This is a genomic window from Streptomyces sp. BK79 (assembly GCF_044142145.1).
GTDB lineage: Bacteria > Actinomycetota > Actinomycetes > Streptomycetales > Streptomycetaceae > Streptomyces.
Genome location: NZ_JBHVOC010000037.1, coordinates 1 through 23,508, shown reverse-complemented (window position 1 = coordinate 23,508; position 23,508 = coordinate 1). Strand labels below are relative to the sequence as shown.

19 protein-coding genes are annotated in these 23,508 nt (G+C 74.8%); 9 read left to right on the top strand and 10 right to left on the bottom strand.

What is annotated here, in order from left to right:
• Positions 1-97: 97 nt before the first annotated feature.
• Entirely contained in the window at positions 98-1,042 is a 945-nt protein-coding gene (locus ACFIF2_RS33600; RefSeq protein WP_395577068.1) for an AraC family transcriptional regulator, read from the top strand.
• Positions 1,043-1,067: 25 nt separating this feature from the next.
• Here the strand turns inward: ACFIF2_RS33600 and ACFIF2_RS33595 are convergent, their stop codons facing one another.
• On the bottom strand, positions 1,068-1,838 hold the full coding sequence (locus ACFIF2_RS33595) for an IclR family transcriptional regulator (RefSeq protein ID WP_395577067.1): 771 nt from the start codon (positions 1,836-1,838) through the stop codon (positions 1,068-1,070).
• A 385-nt stretch (positions 1,839-2,223) separates the two neighbouring features.
• Between ACFIF2_RS33595 and ACFIF2_RS33590 the strand changes: the two genes are divergently transcribed.
• Positions 2,224-3,600, top strand: a complete 1,377-nt coding sequence (locus tag ACFIF2_RS33590; protein ID WP_395577066.1) for a 6-phospho-beta-glucosidase — start codon at positions 2,224-2,226, stop codon at positions 3,598-3,600.
• 15 nt (positions 3,601-3,615) lie between these two features.
• Here ACFIF2_RS33590 and ACFIF2_RS33585 read toward each other — a convergent pair whose 3' ends face one another.
• Positions 3,616-4,767, bottom strand: coding sequence for an ATP-grasp domain-containing protein (locus ACFIF2_RS33585; protein WP_395577065.1), 1,152 nt, complete (start codon positions 4,765-4,767; stop codon positions 3,616-3,618).
• 283 nt (positions 4,768-5,050) lie between these two features.
• Between ACFIF2_RS33585 and ACFIF2_RS33580 the strand changes: the two genes are divergently transcribed.
• Both ACFIF2_RS33580 and ACFIF2_RS33575 read left to right on the top strand, forming a co-directional pair.
• The gene (locus ACFIF2_RS33580) at positions 5,051-5,920 is read left to right on the top strand and encodes a metallophosphoesterase family protein (protein WP_395577064.1); all 870 of its coding nucleotides are present in this window, start codon (positions 5,051-5,053) and stop codon (positions 5,918-5,920) included.
• A complete protein-coding gene (locus ACFIF2_RS33575; protein WP_395577063.1) occupies positions 5,917-6,597 on the top strand; it encodes a 4'-phosphopantetheinyl transferase in 681 nt (226 codons plus the stop codon). The genes ACFIF2_RS33580 and ACFIF2_RS33575 overlap by 4 nt, the downstream gene beginning before the upstream one ends.
• A 41-nt stretch (positions 6,598-6,638) precedes the next feature.
• Here the strand turns inward: ACFIF2_RS33575 and ACFIF2_RS33570 are convergent, their stop codons facing one another.
• Both ACFIF2_RS33570 and ACFIF2_RS33565 read right to left on the bottom strand, forming a co-directional pair.
• The gene (locus ACFIF2_RS33570) at positions 6,639-6,878 is read right to left on the bottom strand and encodes a hypothetical protein (RefSeq protein WP_395577062.1); all 240 of its coding nucleotides are present in this window, start codon (positions 6,876-6,878) and stop codon (positions 6,639-6,641) included.
• A gap of 134 nt (positions 6,879-7,012) precedes the next feature.
• Positions 7,013-7,669, bottom strand: a complete 657-nt coding sequence (locus tag ACFIF2_RS33565; RefSeq protein WP_395577093.1) for a helix-turn-helix domain-containing protein — start codon at positions 7,667-7,669, stop codon at positions 7,013-7,015.
• Between the two features lie 232 nt (positions 7,670-7,901).
• Between ACFIF2_RS33565 and ACFIF2_RS33560 the strand changes: the two genes are divergently transcribed.
• Positions 7,902-8,561: a hypothetical protein gene (locus ACFIF2_RS33560; protein ID WP_395577061.1), complete on the top strand. Its 660-nt coding sequence runs from the start codon at positions 7,902-7,904 to the stop codon at positions 8,559-8,561.
• A 101-nt stretch (positions 8,562-8,662) separates the two neighbouring features.
• Here the strand turns inward: ACFIF2_RS33560 and ACFIF2_RS33555 are convergent, their stop codons facing one another.
• The 3 genes from ACFIF2_RS33555 to ACFIF2_RS33545 are packed head-to-tail and all read right to left on the bottom strand — an operon-like array spanning position 8,663 to position 10,838.
• The gene (locus ACFIF2_RS33555; RefSeq protein ID WP_395577060.1) at positions 8,663-9,601 is read right to left on the bottom strand and encodes a PDR/VanB family oxidoreductase; all 939 of its coding nucleotides are present in this window, start codon (positions 9,599-9,601) and stop codon (positions 8,663-8,665) included.
• Complete coding sequence (locus ACFIF2_RS33550) at positions 9,598-9,768, bottom strand: hypothetical protein (RefSeq protein ID WP_395577059.1); 171 nt, start codon at positions 9,766-9,768, stop codon at positions 9,598-9,600. The genes ACFIF2_RS33555 and ACFIF2_RS33550 overlap by 4 nt, the downstream gene beginning before the upstream one ends.
• A complete protein-coding gene (locus ACFIF2_RS33545) occupies positions 9,765-10,838 on the bottom strand; it encodes a Rieske 2Fe-2S domain-containing protein (protein ID WP_395577058.1) in 1,074 nt (357 codons plus the stop codon). The genes ACFIF2_RS33550 and ACFIF2_RS33545 overlap by 4 nt, the downstream gene beginning before the upstream one ends.
• 209 nt (positions 10,839-11,047) lie before the next feature.
• Between ACFIF2_RS33545 and ACFIF2_RS33540 the strand changes: the two genes are divergently transcribed.
• Together ACFIF2_RS33540 and ACFIF2_RS33535 are read left to right on the top strand one after the other, a co-directional pair.
• A complete protein-coding gene (locus tag ACFIF2_RS33540) occupies positions 11,048-11,980 on the top strand; it encodes a DUF4132 domain-containing protein (RefSeq protein ID WP_395577057.1) in 933 nt (310 codons plus the stop codon).
• A 38-nt stretch (positions 11,981-12,018) separates the two neighbouring features.
• Entirely contained in the window at positions 12,019-17,040 is a 5,022-nt protein-coding gene (locus ACFIF2_RS33535) for a DNA-binding protein (RefSeq protein WP_395577056.1), read from the top strand.
• 115 nt (positions 17,041-17,155) lie between these two features.
• Here the strand turns inward: ACFIF2_RS33535 and ACFIF2_RS33530 are convergent, their stop codons facing one another.
• Positions 17,156-18,451, bottom strand: coding sequence for an MFS transporter (locus tag ACFIF2_RS33530; protein WP_395577055.1), 1,296 nt, complete (start codon positions 18,449-18,451; stop codon positions 17,156-17,158).
• A gap of 170 nt (positions 18,452-18,621) precedes the next feature.
• Here ACFIF2_RS33530 and ACFIF2_RS33525 point away from each other — a divergent pair, with 170 nt between their 5' ends.
• Positions 18,622-20,676 carry a phosphocholine-specific phospholipase C gene (locus tag ACFIF2_RS33525; protein ID WP_395577054.1) on the top strand — a complete coding sequence of 685 codons (2,055 nt, stop codon included), beginning with the start codon at positions 18,622-18,624 and terminating at the stop codon, positions 20,674-20,676.
• 78 nt (positions 20,677-20,754) lie between these two features.
• Here ACFIF2_RS33525 and ACFIF2_RS33520 read toward each other — a convergent pair whose 3' ends face one another.
• Both ACFIF2_RS33520 and ACFIF2_RS33515 read right to left on the bottom strand, forming a co-directional pair.
• Positions 20,755-21,753, bottom strand: a complete 999-nt coding sequence (locus tag ACFIF2_RS33520) for a hypothetical protein (protein ID WP_395577053.1) — start codon at positions 21,751-21,753, stop codon at positions 20,755-20,757.
• Positions 21,750-22,586, bottom strand: coding sequence for a phosphatase PAP2 family protein (locus ACFIF2_RS33515; RefSeq protein ID WP_395577052.1), 837 nt, complete (start codon positions 22,584-22,586; stop codon positions 21,750-21,752). The genes ACFIF2_RS33520 and ACFIF2_RS33515 overlap by 4 nt, the downstream gene beginning before the upstream one ends.
• Positions 22,587-22,797: 211 nt before the next feature.
• Here ACFIF2_RS33515 and ACFIF2_RS33510 point away from each other — a divergent pair, with 211 nt between their 5' ends.
• On the top strand, positions 22,798-23,412 hold the full coding sequence (locus ACFIF2_RS33510) for a TetR/AcrR family transcriptional regulator C-terminal ligand-binding domain-containing protein (RefSeq protein ID WP_395577051.1): 615 nt from the start codon (positions 22,798-22,800) through the stop codon (positions 23,410-23,412).
• Positions 23,413-23,508 lie beyond the last annotated feature (96 nt).

The following is a 23,508-nucleotide window of genomic DNA, read 5'->3' as shown; positions in this document are numbered from 1 at the left end:
TGACTTTTGAGAGTGAAGGTCGTGGTGTGCCAGCCTGTGGTGAAACTGGGACATGCCCCGGCGCGCGGGCGCACGGGTGGGACGGCACGAGAAGGACATGGCGGACGAAAAACCTCAAGACGGCGGCGGAGGCCCGAAGGACGGCGGCGGTGGCCCGAAGGACGGCGACGGGATCAGAACGTTCCCCTTCCCGGTCGATCTCAGCCTCCTCGGCGTCGGAATGCAGGTCGGTCCCATGGGCGCCGGCCGCACCTGGCACGCGCACGCCCCGCTGCACCGCGTGCACCGCATCGACTTCCACGTCGTCATGCTCTTCACCGGCGGACCGGTCCGTCACATGATCGACTTCGCCGAGTACGAGGCGACGGCCGGCGAGCTGCTGTGGATCCGGCCCGGACAGGTCCACCGCTTCTCGCCGGACAGCGAGTACCGCGGAACGGTGCTGACCATGCAGCCCGGCTTCCTGCCCCGCGCCACCGTGGAGGCGACCGGCCTCTACCGCTACGACCTGCCGCCCGTGCTCCGCCCCGACGAGGCGCGGCTCGCCGGGCTGACGGCCGCCCTGGAGCAGTTGCGGCGCGAGTACGAGGACGCCACCACCCTGCCCCTGAGCCTGCACACCGCCGTACTGCGCCACACGCTCTCCGCGTTCCTGCTGCGCCTCGCGCACCTCGCGGTCAGCTCCGCGCAGGAGGCGCGCCGGGGGCGGGCGGACACGCCGGGCGACACCACCTTCACCCTGTTCCGGGACGCCGTCGAGCGGGGCTTCGCCACCAATCACAGCGTCAGCGCCTACGCCGACGCGCTCGGTTACTCCCGCCGCACCCTCGTCCGCGCGGTGCGCGCCGCCACCGGCCAGACGCCCAAGGGCTTCATCGACAGGCGCGTCGTCCTGGAGGCCAAGCGCCTCCTCGCCCACACCGACATGCCGATCGGCCGGGTCGGCGCGGCGGTCGGCTTCCCGGACGCGGCGAACTTCTCCAAGTTCTTCCACCAGCACACGGACCAGACGCCGGCCGCCTTCCGGGCGGAACTGCGCTAGGTCAACGCACCGGGTCCCCGGGGCGCTAGCCCAGCGCACGGGAGATCCCGCGCGCGGCCAGGCGCACGGCCGGCACGAGCGTGGGCACCCGCGCCCCGGCGTGCGGCACGACGACCGAGACGGCCGCCGTCACCGTGCCGTCCGCGCCGAGCACCGGGGCGGCCACCGACAGGGCGTCCTCGGTGACCTGACGGTCACTCACCGCCGCCCCGGTACGCCGCACCTCGGCCAGCACCCGGCGCAGCCGGTCGGCGTCGGTGAGGGTGTACGGGGTGAACGCGGCGAGCGGACCGGCGCGGTACGCCTCCTGGAACTCGGGCTCCCCGTACGCGAGCAGCGCGAGACCGACCCCCGTGGCGTGCAGCGGCCAGCGGGCGCCGACGCGGATGTGCACGCCGACCGACGAACGCGCCGCGAGCCACTCGATGTAGACGACCTCCCCGCCGTCCCGCACCGCCAGCTGCACGTTCTCGTGGGTGGCCTCGTACAGGTCCTCCAGGTACGGCAGGGCGACCTGCCGCAGGGCCAGTCCGCGCGGGGCGAGCGCCGCGATCTCCCACAGCCGCAGCCCGACGTGGTACATGCCCGAGTCGTCCCGCTCCAGGGCGCCCCACTCGGTCAGCGCGCGCACCAGCCGGTGCGCGGTGGTCAGGCTCAGCCCGGCCCGTCGGCCGATGTCCGTCAGGCACAGCGCGGGGTGCTCGTGGTCGAACGCGGCGAGCACGGACAGCAGCCGGTCGGCGGCGGTGGGGGTTCCCCCGCCCGAGCGGGGCCGGGAGTGGGGCAGGGCGGTCATCGCCGGGCATCCTCCTCGGGGCCGTGAACGGGGGAGTGGGCTGCGGTACGGGGCAGGGGACCGGCAGGGGCGGGGGCAAGGGCGGGGACAGGGACAGGGTGTCGGGCCGAGGGTACGGTGCGCGGCGGGTCCGGCACAGGGGGCGGGTGCCGGAGGCCGGGGCGTCCGGCGCCGGGTCGTGCCCGGCCGTCCACGGCGACGACGGAGGCTGCGGGCCGGCGGGGCCGGTGGCCGGTGCCCGGCCCGTCCCGGCCCCATGGGCGGTGAGGCTCCGGCCGAGCGTGCCATGATCGGCGGCAGGCGGCAGGCGGCAGGCGGCAGGCGGCAGGCGGCAGGCGGCAGGCGGCAGGCGGATGTCGGGCCGGGGCGACGGAAGGGTGCGGGCGTGAGGCTGACGATTCTGGGCGGCGGCGGATTCCGGGTGCCGCTCGTGTACGGGGCGCTCCTCGGGGACCGCGCCGAGGGACGCGTGACGCACGTCGTGCTGCACGACCTGGACGCGGCCCGGCTGTCGGCGGTGACCCGGGTACTGGCCGAGCAGGCGGCCGGGGTGTCCGACGCGCCGGAGGTGACCGCGACGACCGACCTGGACGAGGCCCTGCGCGGCGCCGACTTCGTGTTCTCCGCGATCCGGGTCGGCGGCCTGGAAGGGCGGGCACAGGACGAACGCGTGGCGCTCGCCGAGGGCGTCCTCGGTCAGGAGACGGTCGGCGCGGGCGGCATCGCCTACGGGCTGCGGACCGTCCCGGTCGCCGTCGACATCGCGCGCCGCGTGGCCCGGCTGGCGCCGGACGCCTGGGTCATCAACTTCACCAACCCGGCCGGTCTGGTCACCGAGGCCATGTCCCGGCACCTCGGCGACCGCGTCATCGGCATCTGCGACTCGCCGGTCGGCCTCGGCCGCCGCGTCGCCCGCGTGCTGGGCGCCGATCCGGACCGGGCCTTCATCGACTACGCCGGCCTCAACCACCTCGGCTGGCTCCGCGGCCTGCGCGTCGCCGGCCGTGACGAACTCCCGCGGCTGCTCGCCGACCCGGAGCTGCTCGGCTCCTTCGAGGAGGGCCGGCTCTTCGGCCCCGAGTGGCTGCGCTCGCTCGGCGCGATCCCCAACGAGTACCTGCACTACTACTACTTCAACCGGGAGACCGTCCGCGCCTACCAGGAGGCCGACCGCACCCGGGGCGCGTTCCTGCGCGACCAGCAGGCCCGCTTCTACGACGAGATGCGCCGCCCCGACACTCCGGCCCTGGCGGCCTGGGACCGTACCCGGGCCGAACGCGAGGCCACCTACATGGCCGAGAACCGGGAGACGGCGGGCGCGGGCGAACGCGAGCCCGACGACCTGTCCGGCGGCTACGAGAAGGTGGCGCTCGCGCTGATGCGGGCCGTCGCCCGCGACGAGCGCACCACCCTCGTCCTCAACGTCCGCAACCGCGGCACGCTGGCGGTGCTCGACGCCGACGCCGTCGTCGAGGTCCCGTGCCTGGTCGACGCGAACGGTGCCCACCCGGTGGCCGTGGACCCGCTGCCGGGCCACGCCACCGGGCTGGTCTGCGCGGTCAAGGCCGTCGAGCGCGAGGTCCTGGCGGCGGCCGGCACGGGCTCGCGCGCGGCAGCGGTCCGCGCCTTCGCCCTGCACCCCCTCGTCGACTCCGTCACGGTCGCCCACCGCCTCGTCGACGGCTACACGGCGGTCCACCCGGGCCTCGCGTACCTGAGACAGGACGGCGGAGGCCCGAGCCGCCGGGGCGGGGGGACGTGATGGCGACGCGAACCCCTACGCGGTGGCCCCGGCGGCCGGGTGGCCCGGCGCGGGAGCGCCCACCGGGCCCGGCGCGGCGACGGCGGGGCGCCGCACGGGAGGCGCCGGAACGGCGGGGAGGTCCGCGCGCTGCGGCGGCAGGGACACCGGCGGCAGCGGCCGGGGACCGGACACCACCGTGTAGTCCTGGCCCAGGAACGGCGGCGCCAGCTCGCCCGGGTCGTCGCCGAGGGCCAGTCGGACGGCGGCCCACGGTACGTTGATCCCGCACAGCGCCAGCTGGTGCAGGCCCCCGGCCGGCCGGGTGTTGACGTCCATCAGGACCGGCCGGTCGCCGAACATCCGGAACTGCACGTTGGACAGGTGGTGCAGCCCGAACGCCTCGGCGATCCGCCGGGCCGGCGCCAGCCACCGCTCGTGGAGCGTGAACCCCCGGCGCCGGCCGTTCTTGGTGCGGCCCACGGCCAGCCGTACCCGGTCGTCGGTCCCGGTGAGGCAGTCCACCGAGACCTCCGGCTCCTCCAGCCGGGGCATCACCAGCCAGTCGACGGGCTCCTCGGCCGCCCGCAGCGCCTCGACGACGAGGTGCAGCGGCACGGACGGACTGGGGAAGCCGCTCAGGTGCGCGAGGGAGAAGGCGTCCCGGGTGACCGTCCGGAAGCCCACGCCGCCCGCGCCGGACGCCGGCTTGAAACACGCCCGGTGACCGTGCGCCTCCAGCTCCTCGACGGCCGCGAGGAGTTCGCCGGCCGTGCGGACCCGCCACCACGGCGGCACCGGTACGCCGATCGCCCGGACCGCCTCGTAGGCGATCACCTTGTCCTGGAAGACGGCCACCGCCTGCGGCGGCGGCGCGAGCAGCGCCGTACCGGCCGCCTCGAACTCGGCGCGGTGGGCCACGATCGCGGCCTGGTGCAGCCGGGGCACGAACACGTCGATGCCGCGCCGCGCGCACTGGTCCAGGGCGTACTCGACGTAACCGGCCGGGGACAGGCCTTCCGGCTCCAGGTCGGCGGTGTCCGCGGCGGCCAGCACGGGCGAGTCCGGGTCGCCGTGCGTGGCGTGGATCTCGACGGCCCGGTCGGCGGGATTCCTCCGCAGCTGATCCATGAAGAAGACGTTCTCCGCGTACGTGCGGTTGAGCCAGACGCGTACGGGAGAAACCATGCAGGCCGCCTTTCGCGGTTCGCGGGCAGGGCGAAGCGGGGCCGTGCCCGGCCAGGGGTTTGGAGGGACACCAAGCCGCCCTGCGCGGAGGGCATCGTGGCGGTGGTGTTGGGCCGATCATAGGGGGTCCCCCGCCTCGGAGCGCAAAGCCCGTCACGCGGATGCGCCGACGGCGGTCCGGGGAGGCGGCGGGACCCTGGCCGGTGGGCGCGAGCCGCCCTTGTGACCGGGTCTCGAATGTGATCTCGTGACGTTCTGAACGCGCGTCCGGAAGGGGTGGGGGATGACGTCGACGGTCGGTGGCCCGGGGCAGCTGTGGGCCATCAGCGACTTGCACATCGGCTACGCGGAGAACCGCGCGCTGGTCGAGGAGATGCGCCCCGACTCCGACGACGACTGGCTCCTGGTGGCCGGCGACGTGGCGGAGACCGTCGCCGACATCCGCTGGGCCCTCGGCACCCTCGCGGACCGGTTCCGCCGGGTGGTCTGGGCCCCCGGCAACCACGAGCTGTGGACCCACCCCAAGGACCCCGTCGCCCTGCGCGGCGTCGCCCGCTACGAGCACCTCGTCGAGGTGTGCCGGGAGCTGGGCGTGACGACACCCGAGGACCCGTACCCCGTGTGGGAGGGGATCGGAGGCCCCGCGGTCGTCGCACCGCTGTTCCTCCTGTACGACTACTCGTTCCTGCCCGACGGATGCGCGACCAAGGACGAGGGTCTGGAGTACGCCAACGGCACCGGCGTCGTGTGCACCGACGAGTTCCTGCTCCAGCCCGACCCCTACCCCAGCCGCGAGGCGTGGTGCCGGGCGCGGGTCGCCGGGACCGAGCGCAGGCTCGCCGCGCTGCCCGGCGACCTGCCGACGGTCCTCGTCAACCACTATCCGCTGGACCGGCACCCCACCGACGTCCTGTGGTACCCCGAGTTCGCCATGTGGTGCGGCACCAGCCTGACCGCCGACTGGCACCGCAGGTTCCGGGTCGACACCATGGTCTACGGGCATCTGCACATCCCGCGGACCACCTGGCACGAGGGTGTCCGCTTCGAGGAGGTGTCGGTGGGCTACCCCCGCGAATGGCGCAAGCGGCCCGGCCCGCCGGGAGCGCTGCGCCGCATCCTGCCGGCGCCGGCGCGTGAGGAGGCCTCCCGATGATCGACGAGCTGCTGCCCGACTCGGTCGTGACCGTGGAGGCCCACGGCCGCGACGACGCCGGACACCTCCCCCTCTACCCGGAGGAGGAGGAACTGGTGGCCCTGGCGGTCCCCAAGCGCCGCCGGGAGTTCACCGTCGTCCGGTCCTGCGCCCGCCGGGCCATGGAGAAACTCGACGTGCCCGCACAGCCGGTGCTGAGCGGCGAGCGCGGTGCGCCGCGCTGGCCCGCCGGGCTGGTCGGCAGCATGACCCACTGCGACGGCTACGCCGCCGCCGCCCTGGCCCGCGCCACCGACCTGGCCTCCCTCGGGATCGACGCCGAACCCGACGGCCCGCTGCCGGACGGCGTGCTCGCCGCCGTGGCCCTGCCCGCCGAGGCGCGGCGGCTGCGCCTGCTGGCCGAGGAACGCCCGGGCGTCCACTGGGACCGGCTGCTGTTCAGCGCCAAGGAGTCCGTCTACAAGGCGTGGTTCCCCCTCACCGGGAAGTGGCTGGACTTCCTGGAGGCCGACATCGAGATCTCGGTGAGCCCCGGCGACCCGCGCCGGGGCACCCTGCGCGCCACCCTCCTGGTGCCCGGACCGACCGTGGCGGGACGGCGCCTGACCCACTTCGACGGCCGCTGGATCGCCCGGCACCATCTGGTCGCCACGGCGGTCGCGGTCCCGCCCGCCTGACCGGGAGGGCGCGGGCCCGGCGGACGCGGGGGGAGGAGGGCTCAGGGCCGCGGGCACCAGCTCGCCAGCAGCCGGAAGAACTCCTCCTCGTTCCCCGCCAGTCCCGCGGCGCGCAGCGCCTGGTCCGCCTCGGCCAGGACGGAGGGCGGGACCACGGCCGGGCCGGGGGCGTCGGCCGGACCGGCCGCGGTGTCGAGACCGGCCCGCACGGTGTGCAGGAGGCGCAGGTAGGCCTGGACGGCGGCGCGCTCGTGGTCGGTCAGTACGGCGGTGGTGGTCATCGGTCGGCTCTCCCCACAACGACGTCAGCGGTCACGCGCCCCCGCACCGCGGAGGCACACGCACAGCTTGCCGCCCACCACTGACAATCCGGTCGAGCCGCGCCCCGCACACCGCCGGCTCGCCGGACCCGGCCTCACGACTCGGGCCGCTTGACGTTCTCCAGGAGCATGTCCAGCCACTCGGCGACCTTGTCGCGGTGCTGGTCGGTGGGCAGTTGGGCGGCGCGCCAGGCGATGCCGCGCACTCCGTGGTCCTGGAGCAGCCGCTCCAGCGGGTCGTCGGCGGCGGCCGCCGCCTTCCGCTCCCGGTCCGCGAGCTGCTGGAGCAGTTCCTGCTCGGTGTGCCGGAGCGCGACCGCGAGCGCCTCGGGGTCCTCGGCGGTGAGGAAGCCGGCGTGCACCCGGAAGAAGCGCTGGATCGCGTCGCAGTGCTCCATGGTGGGCCGCCGGTCGCCGTTGATGAGGGCGCCCGCCTGCTGCCGGGACATGCCGGCGCCGTCGGCGATCTCCTGCTGGGTGTACTTGCGGCCGCCCGGCTTCAGCCGGGTGCGGCGCAGCAGGTCGAGACGCTGCACGAACCGGGCCTGCACGTCGGGTTCACCCGCGGGCCGCCCGCCCAGCAGGGCACCGACCACGCACTCGGGGACGCCGGAGGCGGCGGACAGGCGGCCGAGGTCGAAAACCTCGGCGTGCGGCACGCCGAGCCGGTCGGCGAGTGCGGCGACGCGGGCGACGACGGCGGACAGCGCGGCCGCCGGCGTGGCCCCCGGACCCTCGAAGCCACCGGTCACCGACAGCTCTTCTACGTCTCTCACTGGCCTCACAGGCTTCTCACAAGCGGTTGCCGTGAACTGCCCGGAGAGTAACCTGCCGCTCGAACTCACATCCAGGTCTCGCCACAACTGTGGCCTATTTCAGCCGTCAACAGGCACGAAATGCCACGATAGTTGACACGCCCGCTGCGGGGGCACCAGGATCGGGGCGCCGCGAGAAGGCCGCATAGGCAAGAGGGGTGACCTCCCGATGGCATTTCAGGCAGGAGGGCAGCGGCCGGCGCCGCGGCCCGTGCCCGCGACCCCCGAGGCCCAGGCCTATCTCCAGGACTACGCCGAGCTGCTGGAGGCCGTCTCCTTCCCCTCCCTGGTCGTCGACCACCGCTGGGACGTGGTGCTCTCCAACGGCGCCTTCCGGACACTCTTCCGGGGTGCCGGCCCGCATCCGACGGCCATGCCCGGCGACAACTTCCTCCGGTTCGTCCTGTTCCACCCGGACGCGTCCGCGGTCCTCGGCGAGCACGAGTCGAGCTGGTGCCTGCCGATGCTGGCGCACTTCGCCGCCACCCTGGAGCGGTTCGGCCACGATCACGCCCTCCAGGCCGTCCGCCGCGACATCGCCCAGGACCCGATCATGGAGGCCGCCTACCGGCAGGGCCTGCCCCACTGGGTGCGCGCCGTCGGCGCCCGGGCCGTGGAACACGACGGCGCCGTACGGCCGCTGCACCACCCGGACCCCCGCTGGGGCGCCACCGAGTGCCGGGTCGTCGTCGAGACCCCCAGGGCGCTGGAGGAACTGGGCTGCACCCGGCTGACGCTGGTCCTGCGCGAGCCGCGCCGCGCCCCGCACCGCCCCGAGCGCCCCCGCCGTACCGCCGCCCACCTGAGGGTGGTCCCGGCCCCCGAGTGACGGCCGCGACTCCGTGGAGTCCGTACGCCGGGACCTGCTGCCGCGCCTGCCGGCGGCGGTCGCCCGGATGGGCGCGGACCCCAGGATCAGTGCTCAGCAGGTCACAGGTCCAGCACGAGCCGCCGGCCACGACAGCGGGACACACAGATGAGCATGGTCTCGCCGGCCGCCCGTTCCTCGTCGGTGAGGACCGAGTCCCGGTGGTCCGGCTCGCCCTCCACCACGTCGGTCTCGCAGGTGCCGCAGGTGCCCTCCGTACAGGAGTAGAGCACCTCGGCACCGGCCGCGCGGACCGCGTCCAGGACGGAGACGTCCGGCGGGACGGCGACCGTGCGCCCGCTGCGCGCGAGTACCACGTCGAACCCGGTGTCCGGGCCGGCCGGCGCGGACGCCTTCGGGCTGAACCGCTCCATGCGCAGGACACCGGGCGGGCAGCGCTCCTCGACCGCGTCCAGCAGCGGACCGGGACCGCAGCAGTAGACGAGGGTGTCCTCGGGCAGGTCGTCCAGGACCGGACCCAGATCGAGCAGCCCGGTCTCGTCCTCGGGGGCGAGGGCGACCCGGTCGCCGTACCGCTCCAGTTCCGCGGTGAACGCCATGGAGCCGCGGGTCCGGCCGCCGTAGAGCAGCGTCCAGTCGGCGCCCGCCCGCTCGGCGGCGGCCAGCATCGGCAGGATCGGGGTGATGCCGATGCCCCCGGCGACGAACCGGTAGCGGGCGGCCCGCTCCAGCCCGAAGTGGTTGCGCGGCCCCCGCACCCGGACCTTGTCCCCGGACCTCAACTCCCCGTGGACGTACGCGGATCCACCCCGCCCGCGCGGCTCGCGCAGAACGGCGATCCGCCACGTCCCCCGGTCGGCCGGGTCGCCGCACAGCGAGTACTGCCGTTCCAGGCCGGGACCGAGGACCACGTCGATGTGGGCGCCGGGCTCCCAGCCGGGCAGCGGCTCGCCCAGCGGATGGCGCAGGGTCAGGTCGAGGATGCCGTCGGCCGCCGTCCGCCGGCGGTCGACGACGAGTTCGGCTTCGTACAGGGTCATGAGGCGTCGTCCCGGGGGTCGTGTCCTCGCGGGTGGCCGAGCATCCAGTCCCACATCGCGACGGGGTCCTGGGCGGTGTGCTCGGCGCCGCAGTGGCAGGTGCCGTGCAGGACGTCGGTGCCCGGCAGCCAGTCGATCCGGTAGACCTCGCCGGTGCGCCCGCTCACCGGTCCGCCCCCGCCACGGCCCCGTCGCCCTCCTCGACCAGCCGGGCGAGGATCCGCCGGGCGGCCAGGCCACCGGTGTCGAGGTTGATGCTCAGCTCCTGGTAACCGGTGCGTTCCGTGCCGAGCGTGCGCTGGAGCAGGTTGAGCGCGTCCACGTCCTGCATGACGACCGTGTGGTTGTTCTTCCGCAGGAACTCGGTGACCTCGGCGTCGTCCGTCGCCCAGTCCCGGGAGACGGCCCAGAAGTCGTACACCTTCCCGTCGCCGGACGGCGTGATGGCGTAGGTGATCTCGGTGTGGAAGCCGCCCGGGTCGCCGCCGTCCGCCTCCGGCACCACGCCGACCGGGGCGACCCGGCTGTGCAGCAGGTACAGACAGGGCGCGTGGTACTCGATGTCCTGCCACCGCGAGATGCGTCCGCCGATCCCGGTCGACCTGGCGTAGAACGGCGGGCACTCGGCGTCGTCCATGTGCCGGCTCACCCGCACGATCCCGGCGCCCTCGTCCACCTCCGTGGTGATCGGCGTCTCGGCGACCTCGGGGGTGCCGATGTACCCGCCGTGCAGGTACGTCTCGTGGGAGAGGTCGAGGAGGTTGTCGACCAGCAGCCCGTAGTCGGCGTCGATCGGCTCCATGCCCCGGACCGTGACCCAGCCGGGGGAGTCCAGGTGCCGGGCGCGCGGGATGGTCTCGGGGTCGGCCAGCGCCGGGTCGCCGATCCACACCCACACCAGCGAGTCCTGCTCGCGCACCGGGTAGGAGGCGACGCGGGCGGTGCGCGGGACCCGTTTCTGGCCCGGCACGTACACGCAGGTGCCGGTCGTGTCGTAGGTGAACCCGTGGTACCCGCACACGATCCGGTCGCCGTCGAGCCGCGTCGGCGCCTCGGACAGCGGGTAGCGGCGGTGCACGCAGCGGTCGTGCAGGACGACCGGGGTCCCGTCCTCCTCGGTGCGGTAGAGCACGAGCGGTTCACCGAGAATCGTCCGCCCCAGCAACTCGCGCCCCACCTCCTGACTGTAGGCGGCGACGTACCACTGGTTCCTGGCGAAGGCGGTCATGTGCGGCATCGTTGCGGCTCCCGTCCGTCGTGGGTGGTGGCATCGTCGGGGAGCGCGTCGCGGGCGGGCAACGCCTCTTCCGCCCGGCGGAAGGACGGGCGCCGGGGGCTGTCGGTGGGTGCCCCTAGGGTTGCGCCCGACGTCACAGCGAGGCGAGCCCGTCGGGCCGCCGGACGGGCTGTGCCGGTTTCCTGGTGCGGGGAGAGGCGGAGACATCCATGGGTTGGCTGGCAGCGGGCGACACGTACGAAGTCGCCCTGGTGGACGGCCGGGTGGTGGCCCGGGCGGCACCGACGACGGTCCGCGGCGGACAGGAGGCGAAGCGGGAGAGGACCCTGCCGGCGGAGATACGGGACCGGCCCGAGGTGGTGGAACTCCAGCGGTTCGCCCAGTGGCTGGACCGGCACGCGGCCCAGTGCGCCGCGCGGGTCACCACCTGGATGGTCTCCTCGCTGCCGGTGCCGACCGCTCTGCTGGCGCGGGTCTGGCCCGACGAGGCGTGGCGGAACGCGCTGCGGGACGTCGTCGTCGCCGGTGACGGCCCCGGACAGGTCGGCTTCCTGCGGGACGCGGACGACTCGGGCGCGCTGCGGGTGGTGAACGCGGCCGGGCAGAGCGTCCGTCTGACGGCCCCGACGGTGACCCTGCCCCATCCGGTGCTCCTGACCGGTCTGGACGAACTGCGCGCCTACGCCGCCGAGTCGGGCGTGGTCCAGGGCGTCGAGCAACTCGACCGGGCCACCTGGCTCAGGCCCGCCGCGCTCGAAGGCGCCGCCGAGGTCCGCGAGTTCGCCGGCGCCGAGTACCGGTCGTGGTTCCACCTCTCGGCCCGCGCCACGGCCCTCGGCTACACCGTCTCCGGCAGCAGTGTCGTCGACCGGATCCGGGACGCCGGGCGCATCGTCACCGCCACGGTCGGCATGAGCGATCCCTACACCGAGGAGAAGGCCTGGACCGGCACCCTGGTCTGGAACGACGAGGACGGTCACCGGCGGCTGGCGGCGGCCGACATCGGCCCCGTGGCCTGGTCCGAGGGCATGCGCATGGCCGCGGCCCTGCACGCCGGCCGCACCGCGCCAAGGGACGGCAGCGCGCCAAGGGACGGCACCGGGTCGACGGACGGCGCCCGGGCGACGGACGGCGCCGAGTGAACGCCACACCGGTGCACACCGAGGAAAGGCACGCGAGCATGAGCGACGGGACCGCACCCGACGGGGCGACGGCGGAGGTGGAGGAGCTGCTGCGCGCCGGTGCGGTGCTCCCGCCGGGCACCACCCGGGGAGGCGACCGGGCCGTGCCCGTGTTCGCCCGGGCCTACCGGCATCCGGCCCTGGACGGCCGGACCGTCGTGCGCCTGACCGCCGAGGACCTCACCGGCGACCAGGAGAGCGGCTTCCTCGGCCTCGAACCCGAGGGCGACCCGGTGGAGGTCGGCGTCGGACAGCACCAGGCCCTGGGCTTCCCCGAATGGATACTGGTCCGGCACCCCTCGGACGGCCACCTCGCCATGTCGCTGGTCGAGGAGATGGACAAGGTCGCGCGGCTGGTGCGGTCCCGGGCCAAGAAGGCACGCGCCACCTACGAGTCCATCGGCGAGCGGCTCGCGGGTTCCGTACCGCACTTCCTGCCGACCTTCTACGAGCAGGCGGGCCGGGTGTTCCTGGCCGCCGGGCAGCAGGCGTACGCGTCCCAGATGTTCGTCAACGCGCGCAAGGCCGAGACGGCACACTCCCTGCCGTTCGACGAGGCGCGCATGGACGCCGTCTTCCTGGAGTTCGCCCTGGCCGACGCGATGCCGACGAAGGTCCTCGCCGGTTACGCCAAGGGGCTCTCCTCCAGGGTCCCGGCCGCGACGGCCTTCCGGCACCTGCGGGGGCTGTTCGTCCGGCTCGCCGCGCACGGCGTGGCCCCGTCCGGTCCCGGCGCGTCCGACCTGCGCCGGCTGGCGAAGGCGGCCGCGGGCGGGAACGCGCTCGCCGAGGAGATGGCCTACCTGCGCGAGATCCTGCCCCTGCCGGGCACCGCCAAGGCACCCCCCGCCTGGTGGAAGGCCCACCGGGCCGCCCTGCTGGAACTGTCCCGGCGGGAGCCCGCCGTCCGCGGCACGCTGCTGGGCGTGCTGCCCGCGGACTGGGAGCAGGAGGAGCTGTCCCAGTGGCTCGACCTGCTGGAGCGGACCGGGGCGACCGCCGGACTGTGCGACGCCGGCCTGCCCGCCGAGGAGCGTTCCCCCGACGGAACGGCCGGCTGGACGCGCCGGTTCCTCGCCCTGTGCGGCACCGGCGGGCACCACCTCGCACCGGCACAGCTGCACCCCCTCGTCGACCGGATGGCCGACGTGCTGCGCGCCGAACTCACCGCGTCCGGCGGCGCGTTGCCGCCCCCGGTGGGACACGTCGACCTGCTCGACCAGCTCCTGGACCTCGGGGTCCCGGTCGCGGACCCCGACGAGCGCCGCGGCCTCAACCTCCAGGGCTGGGCGGCCGGCGACCGGCGGCGCGACCTCGTCGCCCTGGCGGCCGAGGACCGCTTCCACGCCGCCTTCCGGCGCGGCTGCCCCACCTACGAGCGCAAGGACGTCGACCGGCGCACCGTCACCACCCTGGCCGGCTCTCCCGGCGGGCGCCCGCTGCTCGCCGCGTGGGTGGCCGACGTCAGCCGCCGCTACCGGACCACGGAGCTGGGCGGATTCGGCCGCTACTCCGGCCCGTTCGAGACGCTGAAGTGGCTGCCGGGCGAGGTCCTGGCGACCGCCGAGGACGCGGTACGGGAAGCACTGGCCACCGGCATGGCCCCGGCGCTCGCCCGCACCCTGCGCACCGGCATCCTCGACGAACTCGGCTGGCCCGCCTGGGAGGAGGCGGTCGGCACACCCGGGTCCCGGGAGGCGGCGCGCAAGACGCGGGTGGGTGACGCCTGGCCGTACCTGACCGTCCTCAGCGGCACGCGCGCGCGGGTGATCGGCGCGGAGGGCACGGTGCTCCGCCACGAGCTGCGCCTGCCCGGGGAGCGCTGGCACGCCGACATCCGCTACGTCGACGGCGGACTCCTCGTCACCTGGTACTCCTTCGACACGTCCGACGCGCAGGGCTACTGGTACGACGCCGGTGCCGGTGCCGACGCCTCGGCACCGGTACTGGTCACCGGCGACGCCCGCCACTCCTACCTGTGCGCCGCGGACGGGACCGGCGGCATGAACGGCATGCCTCCCGCCTCCCTCCCGTTGCCCGGCGGCGGGCGCGCCACCGGCCACGGCGTGCTGCGCCGAGGGGACACCCACGTCCCGTCGAGCCGGCCGGTGATCAGCGACGGCCGCTCGTATTGGGTGTGGGTCAAGGACTGGGCGGACGACGGCAACAGCGCCTGGTACGCGTACGACCCCGTGGGCGACACGGTGGGGGAGCCCGGCGTCCCGGACTGGTTCGAGGAGGGGCCGCGCACCGCCGGGGAGGGGAGCGTCCTGGACAGCGGCTGGCTGCGGCCCGCCCCCCGCGCCGTACCGGGTCCGCTGTGCGCCCCGGTGGACGGGCTGCTCGGCTGGCGGGTGACCACGCTGCCCGACGGTTCGCGGCGGGGCGAGGACCTGGCCGGGCGCTCGGTCGTCGTGCCGGCCGGAGTAGGTGCGAGGCCGGAACACGCGCTGGTGTTCCCCGGCGCCGACCGGCCCGTGACCGTGCTGCGGTGGTCGAGCGACATCCGGCTCCTCGACGCCGAGGGCAGGGTGGTCGCCGAGGTCTCCCACGGCCAGACGGCCGGGCCCTTCAGCGCGGGCACCCCCCTGCTGCCGCCCCTGCGCTACTGGCATCTGCTCCAGCCCCGCGACCCCGAGGGCTCCGCGGCGCTCCGCCGGGTCGGCGAGGACACCGCGGCGGCGCTGCTGGCGGCGGCCGCCGAGGAGGTGCCCGGGGAGGAGAGGGCGGCCGGGGACGAGGCGGCCGCCCCCGACCCGCTGACCGGCCTGATCGGCACCCTGCTGCCGCGGGTCGGCCACGAGGCCCTGCGCGCGGGCATCGCCGGCGTGGCGCGCTTCGCCGCCGAGCAGCAGCGCGTCCTGGACGAGGCGCTCACCCGGCTGGACGCGGCGGTCCAGGGCGACGCCCCCGAGGAACCCCGGCCCGTGATCGGCGACCGCCTGCTCGCCTCGGCGCTGAACGGCGTGGGCCTGACCGAACGCGACAAGCGCGGGTACTACGACTTCGACCACGGCATCTTCGGACTGCCGGAGCTGCTCGCCCGCTCCACGCGCGATCCGGCCGGGCCCGCCCCCGCGGGCACCGTCCACGTGTCCCTGGCCAAGCAGGCGTCGCTGGAGAGCGTGAACGCGGTCGCGCTGCCCGAACTGCCCGCCGTCCTGGCGTTGCGGGCCGCGTCGGAGGCCACCGTGGCGGAGCACCGGCAGGCGCTCGACGCGTACCTGGCGGAGCTGGACGCGCGGGACCTGACGGAGCTGGTGCCCGGCCACTGGCGCCGGGTCCGGCTGGTGGTGGACCCGGCGGTGTTCCAGGGTCCCGGCGGGGTCCAGGGGTACCCGAAGGGGTCCCTTCTCGACCTGGGCGGCGGCGCGTTCCTCGCCTTCCCCGGCGACTGGTACAGGTTCGTCCGCGAGTACGCCCCGGACGGGCCGAGCGGCAGGCACTACGGCGCCGTGCACCACGACCCGTCCGGCCGCTTCGAGACACCCGCGCCCTACACCCTGGTGTCCGACGAGCCGTTCGTGCCCGAGCCGGCCCGGGCGCCCGGCTGGGTGGCCGCCTTCCGGGCCGAGCTGGCCGAGCGCGGCCCGGCGCCCTGGCGCCCCGAGGCGGCCGAGGAGTTCGCCCGGCTCACCGGCGTCACCCCGACCACCGCCCGCCTCGTGCTGGCCGGGATGCCGCAGGTCGACGACAAGCGCGTGGCCGTGCCCTCCGCGACGCTGAGGACGATCGGCGTGAAGGCGGCCGACGCCCGTGTGGCCAAGGACGAGCTGCGCTCCCTCGACATGGACGCCCTGCGGGCCGTGGTGGCGGCGCTGCTGCCCGCCGAGCCGTCCCGGCTGTGGACGCACGGCCCCGACGCCGCGGCCGCCGCCGAGGTCTGGAACGCGCGGCTGGGCCGGCGCACCCCCCTGCCCGAGGACGTGCTCCACGACGCGGTCCGCGGCGTCGACCCCGTCGGGTGGGCACCGGCCGACGCCCTGCGGGGCTTCGCCGACCCGGCCGCCGAGCCCCGGCTGACCCGGGACCTCACCTGGAGGCTCGGGCGCTTCCGGGCCGAGTCCGCCGAGCGGGCGCCCGGCTTCGACGGCGGCGTCCTGAAGGGCGCGGCGGCGCTGGCCGCGTGGCTCGCCCACCGCCTCCCGGCCGGCGATCCGATCCGGGCCGCCCTGCCGGGCGTACTGACGGCGCTGCGCGACCGGCTGGCCCACCCGGGTCTGCTGCTCGGGGTCGACAGGAGGGCCGACTGGGAGGCGTTCCGCCGGGCCGCGGGAGACCCGGAGGAGACCGGCGACGACTTCGTGCGGTACGGCGCGCTCCTGCTGGGCACCGCCCACCCCGAGCCCGTCGCCGCCGTCCGGCCCGCCCTGCTGGACGCAACGGGCCAGGATCCCCACCTGACGGCCCTGTCCGCCGGGGGACGGCCGGATGCCCTGGAGCGCGCCCTGCGTCTGGTCCACGACCAGCGGTTCGCCGACCTGCTCGCCGACCCGGGCGACCCGGTGGCCGGGGAGCGCGACCCGGACGGACGGTGGTGGCCGCAGGACCCCGCCCGCTCCGTGCCCGACCTGGTGGGGGAGGTGGCCGGGCGGTACGGCGTCGGCGCGGACGCCGCCGCGCTCTACCTGATGCTGCTCGCCCTGCCCGACCCCACCGACCGCAACGCGGCGCGCTGGACCGGCTGGGGCGGACAGCGCGGGGGAACGGCCCGGCTCCGTGCCGCCCGCGCCGAACTCGCGGCCACCGACCTGGTCGTGGAGGGCAGCCGCCCCAAGGCCGGACGCTCCCTGTTCCTGCCCGGCGGGTGGACCCGGCTGCCGCTGCCGCACCTCCCGCTGGAGCGGTGGAAGCTGCCGATGTACGACCTGCTCGACGGCGAGACGCCCGTCCTGGGCGTCGTCGTGCCCTTCCGGCCGGTCGCCGTCCTCTACCGCGAGGCATGGCGGCGGGTCCAGGACGGGGACGGGCCGCGGCTGGCGGAGATGGAGGTGCCGCGACCGCGCGGGCGCCGCCGCTGAGCCCCGCCGCCCACAAGGGGAGTGGGGACGGCCGCCGCACACGGCCGTCCCCACCCGCCGTCCCCACCCGCCGTCCCCACCCGCCGCGTACCGGGCACGCCCGGTACGCGGGAGGTCAGCGCTCCAGCTCCTTGTGCGCCGTCTCCGGCAGCCGCAGGTACACCACCGACGACAGCAGGCACAGGCCGGCGACGTACCAGGGGAAGAGCCCGGCATGCCCCAGGTCCTTGAACAGCGTGCCCACGTACGGTGCCGTGCCGCCGAACAGGGCGACCGTGAGCGAGTAGGGGAAGCCGATGCCGGCCGCCCGCACCCGGGGCGGGAAAATCTCGGCGTTGACGGCGGCGCTGATCGAGGTGAAGCCGGTCAGCAGGATCATGCCGGCGCACTGGACGAGCAGCAGGACGGCGAACGAGTCGCGCAGCGCGTGCAGCAGGGGCACGCTCAGCAGGGCGAACCCCACGCCGAAGAACAGCAGGAGCGGACGGCGGCCGAAGCGGTCGGAGAGCAGCCCGCCGAGCGGCTGGAGCAGCGCGAAGAAGGCGAGCGAGATCGTGCCCGCGAGCAGCGCGTCGCCCTTGTCCAGCCCGGTGTTGAGTTCCGCGTACGTCGGCAGGTACGACGTCCAGGTGTAGTAGGCGATCGTGCCGCCCGCCGTGATGCCGCAGATCAGCAGGGACTCGCGCGGATGGCGGCGCAGCGCCTCGAACAGGCCGGGACGCGGCGCCTTCCGCTGCTCGGCGCTGCGGGTCTCCTCGGCGCCCTGCCGGATCCAGAAGCCGACCAGGCTGAGCACGGCCCCGAGCACGAACGGCACCCGCCACCCCCAGCCGTTCATCGCCCCCTCGCTCAGCGTGTTCACGAGCAGGGTCGCGACGCCGGACGCCACGAGCTGCCCGGCCGTCGTCGACACGTACTGGAAGCTGGAGAAGAGGCCGCGCCGGCCCGGCCCCGCCGACTCCACCAGGAAGGTCGTCGACGCCGCGAACTCGCCGCCCACCGACAGGCCCTGGAGCAGCCGCGCCGCCACCAGGACCACCGGGGCCAGCACACCGGCCGCCGCGTAGGTCGGGGTCAGGCCCACCAGCAGACTGCTGCCGCCCATCAGCAGGATGGTGGCCGTCAGCGCGGCGCGCCGCCCGCGCCGGTCGGCGATCGCGCCCATCAGCAGCCCGCCGACGGGCCGCATGAAGAAGCCCACCGCGAACACGGCGAACGTCGACAGCAGCGGCACCAGCGAGTTGTCCGCGCTCTCGGGGAAGACCTGGCCGGCGATGTAGGTGGCCAGGAAGGTGTACGCGTACCAGTCGTACCACTCCACGGCGTTGCCCACCGATGCGGCGAGGAGCTGGCGTACGGGCCGTCGGGCCGGGGACGCGTCCGTGTGCATGCGTGTCATGATCGCGACCATCCCCGGGACGTGGCACCGGCACACCTCACGTACCGGTGACCTTCACACCAGTGCCACCGGACCCTTCCCTGACGTTTGCTGCTCCTGGAACACTCCTTTCGCGCGCATGACGTCATCATCCGGCGCCGCCCGGCCGGTTGAACCCCCCCAAGGCGAGAGGCCCATCACCCATGCCCGAAGTCAACCGGCGCAGGTTCCTCCAACTCGCGGGCGCCACGACCGCGTTCAGCGCCCTGTCCGCGAGCATCGAGCGCGCGGCCGCGATCCCGGCGAACCACCGCTCCGGCTCGATCGAGGACGTCGAGCACATCGTCGTCCTGATGCAGGAGAACCGTTCGTTCGACCACTACTTCGGCAGGCTGCGCGGTGTCCGCGGCTTCGGCGACCCGCACCCGGTGAGCCTGGACGGCGGCCGGTCGGTGTGGCACCAGCGCAAGGGCGACGGCACGGAGGTGCTGCCCTTCCACCCGGAGGCGGACGACCTCGGCATGCAGTTCCTGGAAGGGCTGCCGCACGGCTGGTCCGACGGCCAGGACGCCTACCACAACGGCAAGTACGACCGCTGGCTGCCCGCCAAGGGCACCACGACCATGGCGTACCTGACCCGCGAGGACATCCCCTTCCACTACGCGCTCGCCGACACCTTCACCGTCTGCGACGCCTATCACTGCTCCTTCATCGGCTCCACCGACCCCAACCGCTACTACATGTGGTCGGGTCACACGGGCAACGACGGCAAGGGCGGCGGCCCGGTCCTCGGCAACGACGAACTCGGCTACGACTGGACGACGTACCCCGAGCGTCTCGAGGAGGCCGGGATCTCCTGGAAGATCTACCAGGACATCGGCGACGGCCTCGACGCGGCCGGCTCCTGGGGCTGGATCGACGACGCCTACCGCGGCAACTACGGCGACAACTCCCTGCTGTACTTCAACAAGTACCGCGACGCCCAGCCCGGCGACCCCTGGTACGACAAGGCCCGCACCGGCACCGACGTGAAGAACGGCGACGGCTACTTCGACCGGCTCCGCGCCGACGTGAAGGCCGGCAAGCTGCCGAAGATCTCCTGGATAGCCGCCCCGGAGGCCTTCTCCGAGCACTCCAACTGGCCGTCCAACTACGGCGCCTGGTACATCTCCCAGGTCCTGGACGCGCTCACCTCCAACCCGGCGGTGTGGGCGAAGACCGCCCTGTTCATCACCTACGACGAGAACGACGGCTTCTTCGACCACGTGGTGCCGCCGCTGCCGCCGAAGTCCGCCGCGCAGGGCCTGTCCACCGTCGACACCTCCCTGGACGTCTACAAGGGCGGCGCGAAGCACCGGGAGGGCTTCTACGGGCTCGGGCCGCGCGTGCCCATGCTGGTCGTCTCGCCCTGGAGCAAGGGCGGCTTCGTCTGCTCCGAGACCTTCGACCACACCTCGATCGTCCGCTTCATGGAGCGCCGCTTCGGGGTGCGCGAGCCGAACATCTCGCCGTGGCGTCGCGCCATCTGCGGCGACCTGACCAGCGCCTTCGACTTCTCCCGCACGGACCCCCGCCCGGCCCGCCTGCCGGACACCGACGCCTACGAGCCGCCGGACCGCGAGCGCCACCCGGACTACCGCCCGACCCCGCCCGCCGACCCCGGCATGCCCCGCCAGGAACGCGGCCTGCGCCCGGCCCGCCCGCTGCGGTACGCCCCGCACGCCGACGGCGCCGTGGACGCGGCGGCCGGGAAGTTCACGCTCTCCTTCGCCTCCGGCGCCCAGGCCGGTGCCGCCTTCCTCGTCACCTCCGGCAACCGCGCCGACGGCCCCTGGACGTACACCACCGAGGCCGGCAAGAGCATCGCGGACACCTGGAACTCGGTGTACTCGGGCGGCTCGTACGACCTGACCGTGCACGGGCCCAACGGCTTCCTGCGGGTCTTCAAGGGCGACAACAAGGCCGCCGGCCCCGAGGTCACCGCGCGGCACCGGGGCGAGGACGTCCGGCTGACCCTCACCAACACCGGGTCCGGCACGGTCCGCCTGCGGGTCGCGAACGCCTACGACGGCCGCAGCCGCACGCTCGCCGTGCGCCCCGGCGCCACCGTGCACCACACCGTCGACCTCGCGCACAGCAGGCGCTGGTACGACGTGACGGTCACCTCCGAGGCCGACCCGGCGTTCCTGCGGCGCTTCGCCGGGCACGTGGAGAACGGCCGTCCGGGGGTGAGCGATCCGGCGATCGCCACGGACTGAGGCGAGCGTCGCGGACCGGGGCGAGGGGCCCGGACCGAGGGCGTCACGGACCTGGGCGAAGGGCTTGCCTGAGCGCGGTCACAGCCGCGTGAGGCGCCCCGGCCCGGGCTGCCGGGGCACCAGCACCGTCCCCGGCTGCTCCGGCCCCGGTTCCGCTCGCGGCGCCGGGACGGCCCGGTCCGTTTCGGGCACCGGTCCGGCGGCCATCGAGCCGGCGGCCACCGGCCCGGCGGTCACCGGTCCGGTGCCGTCGGGCCGTCCCGGCGTCGCCCGGCTCAGCTGGACCACGCCCCAGGCGGCCAGCGCCGCGCCGGCCGCCGCCAGCAGCACGCCGCCCGCGCCGCCGCGCAGCCGCTCGCCGAGCAGGGACAGCCCGATCACCGCGGCGGCCACCGGGTTGGCCAGCGTCACCACCGCCAGGGGCGCGCCCAGCCCGCCCCGGTACGCGGTCTGCGCCAGCAGCAGACCGCCCGCCGCGAAGGCCGCCACCAGCACCGTCACCCCGATCACCTGGGGGGTGAGCAGCGGACCCGAACGGTCCGTGACGGCGACGGTCACGGTCTGGGTGAGGGCCGAGGCGACCCCGGAGGCGATGCCGGACGCCGTGGCGTGCCGCAGCCCCGGCCGGGCACCGGGCCACGCCAGCGTCCCGACCAGCGCCGCCGTCGCGCCGGACACCGCCAGCGCCTCGGGCACGCTCAGGACGTCGTCGGGCGCGGGACCGGACGCGGTGAGCAGCAGGGCGCCGAGCCCCAGCAGGGTGAGACCGGTGCCCCGCCACTCCACCGCGCTCACCCGCCTGCCCGCCAGCCGGGCCCCGAGCGGCACCGCCGCCACCAGGGTCAGCGCACCGAGCGGCTGGACCACGGTGAGCGGCCCGTACTTGAGGGCCACGACGTGCAGCAGCGCCGCCCCGGCGTTGAGCGCCACCGACCACCACCAGGCACCGGAGGCCAGCAGGCGCAGCGCCCCCGCGCCGGCATCGCGGGACGCCAGGCGCTCCTGGGCGACGGCGGCCGCGGCGTACGCGCACGCGGAGACCAGGGAGAGCAGGACGGCGATCAGGGCGGCGCTCATCGGTCCGCCCCCACCAGCTCGCGCCGGTCCGCCACACGGTGCCGCAAGGCCGGCCGGCGGTGGGGCGGGGCCCACCGCCGCTGTGGCGGCAGACCGGTGGGCCGCGGCCGCGGCGACAGGCGGGCCACCGCGAGCGCGAGGCCGAGCAGGGCCGTGGCCACGATCACGTCGAGCCAGTAGTGGTTCGCGGTGCCCACGATGACCAGCAGGGTCGCCAGCGGGTGCAGCAGCCACAGCCAGCGCAGCCGCGACCGCGTGGCGGCGATCAGGCCGATGGCCAGCATCAGCGCCCAGCCGAAGTGCAGCGAGGGCATCGCCGCGAACTGGTTCGAGAGCTGGTCGGCGTGCGGGGGACCGTAGACCGAGGGGCCGTACACCCGGGCCGTGTCGATCAGGCCCGTGGCGCCCAGCATGCGCGGCGGGGCGAGCGGAAAGACCAGGTGCAGCACCAGCGCGGCACCCGTCACCGCGGCCAGCGCCCGCCGGGAGCGGACGTAGTGCGCGGGCCGCCGCAGATAGAGCCACACCAGGAAGGCGGCCGTGGCCGGGAAGTGCACGGTGGCGTAGTAGGTGTTCGCCCCGTGTATCAGGGCGTCGCCGTGCAGGAGCAGCGACTGCACCGTGCCCTCGTCGGGCAGGTGGAGCGCGCGTTCCCAGTCCCACACGCGGTGGGCGTTGCGGAAGGCCTCGGCGGTGTGGCCCGTGGCGAGCTGCCGGCCGAACTTGTAGACGAGGAAGAGCCCTGCCACGAGCAGGAGCTCACGGACCAGCGGGGGACGCGCGTGCGCGTCCGGCCCCGCTTCTGCTGCTGCAGGCTCGGTGCGGGCATTCATCCCCCGGCCCCTTCGCTGACGGTGGTGCGTGTGGCTCACAGGGACGGGGGCGTGAGACGGTTTTCATCGATACGACCTCGTTCCGATACGCCAGTGTACCGATACGTTCGTGTACCGGTACACTGGCGTATCGATGGACATACGACACACTGAAGCGCGGAACGCTTGAGTGACGCCGTACCGCAACCGGAAGCGAAGAGGAGCAGAGCCGATGACGCCGCAGGCCGCGGACCGACCGGAACCGGCCGGCGCCTCGCGCCGCTCCAAGCTGACGCCCGAGCGTGAGCAGGAGTTCTTCGACGCCGTGCTCGACCAGATCCGCTCCTGCGGCTACGACGCCGTCACCATGGAGGGCATCGCCGCCAGCACCCGGTGCAGCAAGTCCACGCTCTACCGCCAGTGGCGGACCAAGCCCCACTTCGTGGCCGCGGCGCTGCGCTCGAACCGCCGGGTGCGCTTCGCCGACATCGACACCGGGTCGCTCGCCGAGGACCTGCGCCAGGCGGCCCGCGCCGCCGGCGAGGGAGCGGGCAGGGACACGGGGCTGCTCCAGGCCCTCGGCCACGCCGTCATGGAGGACCCGGAACTCAAGGGCGCGCTGCGCGAGGCGCTCGTCGAGCCGGAGATCGCCGCGCTCCGCGCGATCCTGGAGCGCGGTGTCGCGCGGGGCGAGGTCCCGGCCGGCCACCCGGCGCTGGAGTACGTGCCGGCCCAGCTCTTCGGCATGCTGCGGATGCGGCCCGTCGTCGAGGGCGAGCAGGCCGACGCGGAGTACCTCGTCGGGTTCGTGGACGCCGTCGTGCTGCCCGCGCTCGGCCTCCCCTGAGACCCAGGCCGCCGCCCACGGGATGACTGGACGGTGGCCTGCCCGCGCCGCACCGTGGGGACGGGGGCGGCGCGCACCCCCGGGGGGGGGGGGGGG

What these genes read in the sequence shown, in the direction of transcription:
- ACFIF2_RS33530 (WP_395577055.1), bottom strand. Translation starts at nt 18,451, where the DNA reads ATGGTCGCGATCATGACACGCATGCACACGGACGCGTCCCCGGCCCGA.
- ACFIF2_RS33570 (WP_395577062.1), bottom strand. Translation starts at nt 6,878, where the DNA reads ATGACCACCACCGCCGTACTGACCGACCACGAGCGCGCCGCCGTCCAG.
- ACFIF2_RS33580 (WP_395577064.1), top strand. Translation starts at nt 5,051, where the DNA reads ATGACGTCGACGGTCGGTGGCCCGGGGCAGCTGTGGGCCATCAGCGAC.
- ACFIF2_RS33515 (WP_395577052.1), bottom strand. Translation starts at nt 22,586, where the DNA reads ATGAATGCCCGCACCGAGCCTGCAGCAGCAGAAGCGGGGCCGGACGCG.
- ACFIF2_RS33560 (WP_395577061.1), top strand. Translation starts at nt 7,902, where the DNA reads ATGGCATTTCAGGCAGGAGGGCAGCGGCCGGCGCCGCGGCCCGTGCCC.
- ACFIF2_RS33540 (WP_395577057.1), top strand. Translation starts at nt 11,048, where the DNA reads ATGGGTTGGCTGGCAGCGGGCGACACGTACGAAGTCGCCCTGGTGGAC.
- ACFIF2_RS33545 (WP_395577058.1), bottom strand. Translation starts at nt 10,838, where the DNA reads ATGCCGCACATGACCGCCTTCGCCAGGAACCAGTGGTACGTCGCCGCC.
- ACFIF2_RS33585 (WP_395577065.1), bottom strand. Translation starts at nt 4,767, where the DNA reads ATGGTTTCTCCCGTACGCGTCTGGCTCAACCGCACGTACGCGGAGAAC.
- ACFIF2_RS33575 (WP_395577063.1), top strand. Translation starts at nt 5,917, where the DNA reads ATGATCGACGAGCTGCTGCCCGACTCGGTCGTGACCGTGGAGGCCCAC.
- ACFIF2_RS33595 (WP_395577067.1), bottom strand. Translation starts at nt 1,838, where the DNA reads ATGACCGCCCTGCCCCACTCCCGGCCCCGCTCGGGCGGGGGAACCCCC.
- ACFIF2_RS33600 (WP_395577068.1), top strand. Translation starts at nt 98, where the DNA reads ATGGCGGACGAAAAACCTCAAGACGGCGGCGGAGGCCCGAAGGACGGC.
- ACFIF2_RS33535 (WP_395577056.1), top strand. Translation starts at nt 12,019, where the DNA reads ATGAGCGACGGGACCGCACCCGACGGGGCGACGGCGGAGGTGGAGGAG.
- ACFIF2_RS33510 (WP_395577051.1), top strand. Translation starts at nt 22,798, where the DNA reads ATGACGCCGCAGGCCGCGGACCGACCGGAACCGGCCGGCGCCTCGCGC.
- ACFIF2_RS33520 (WP_395577053.1), bottom strand. Translation starts at nt 21,753, where the DNA reads ATGAGCGCCGCCCTGATCGCCGTCCTGCTCTCCCTGGTCTCCGCGTGC.
- ACFIF2_RS33555 (WP_395577060.1), bottom strand. Translation starts at nt 9,601, where the DNA reads ATGACCCTGTACGAAGCCGAACTCGTCGTCGACCGCCGGCGGACGGCG.
- ACFIF2_RS33525 (WP_395577054.1), top strand. Translation starts at nt 18,622, where the DNA reads ATGCCCGAAGTCAACCGGCGCAGGTTCCTCCAACTCGCGGGCGCCACG.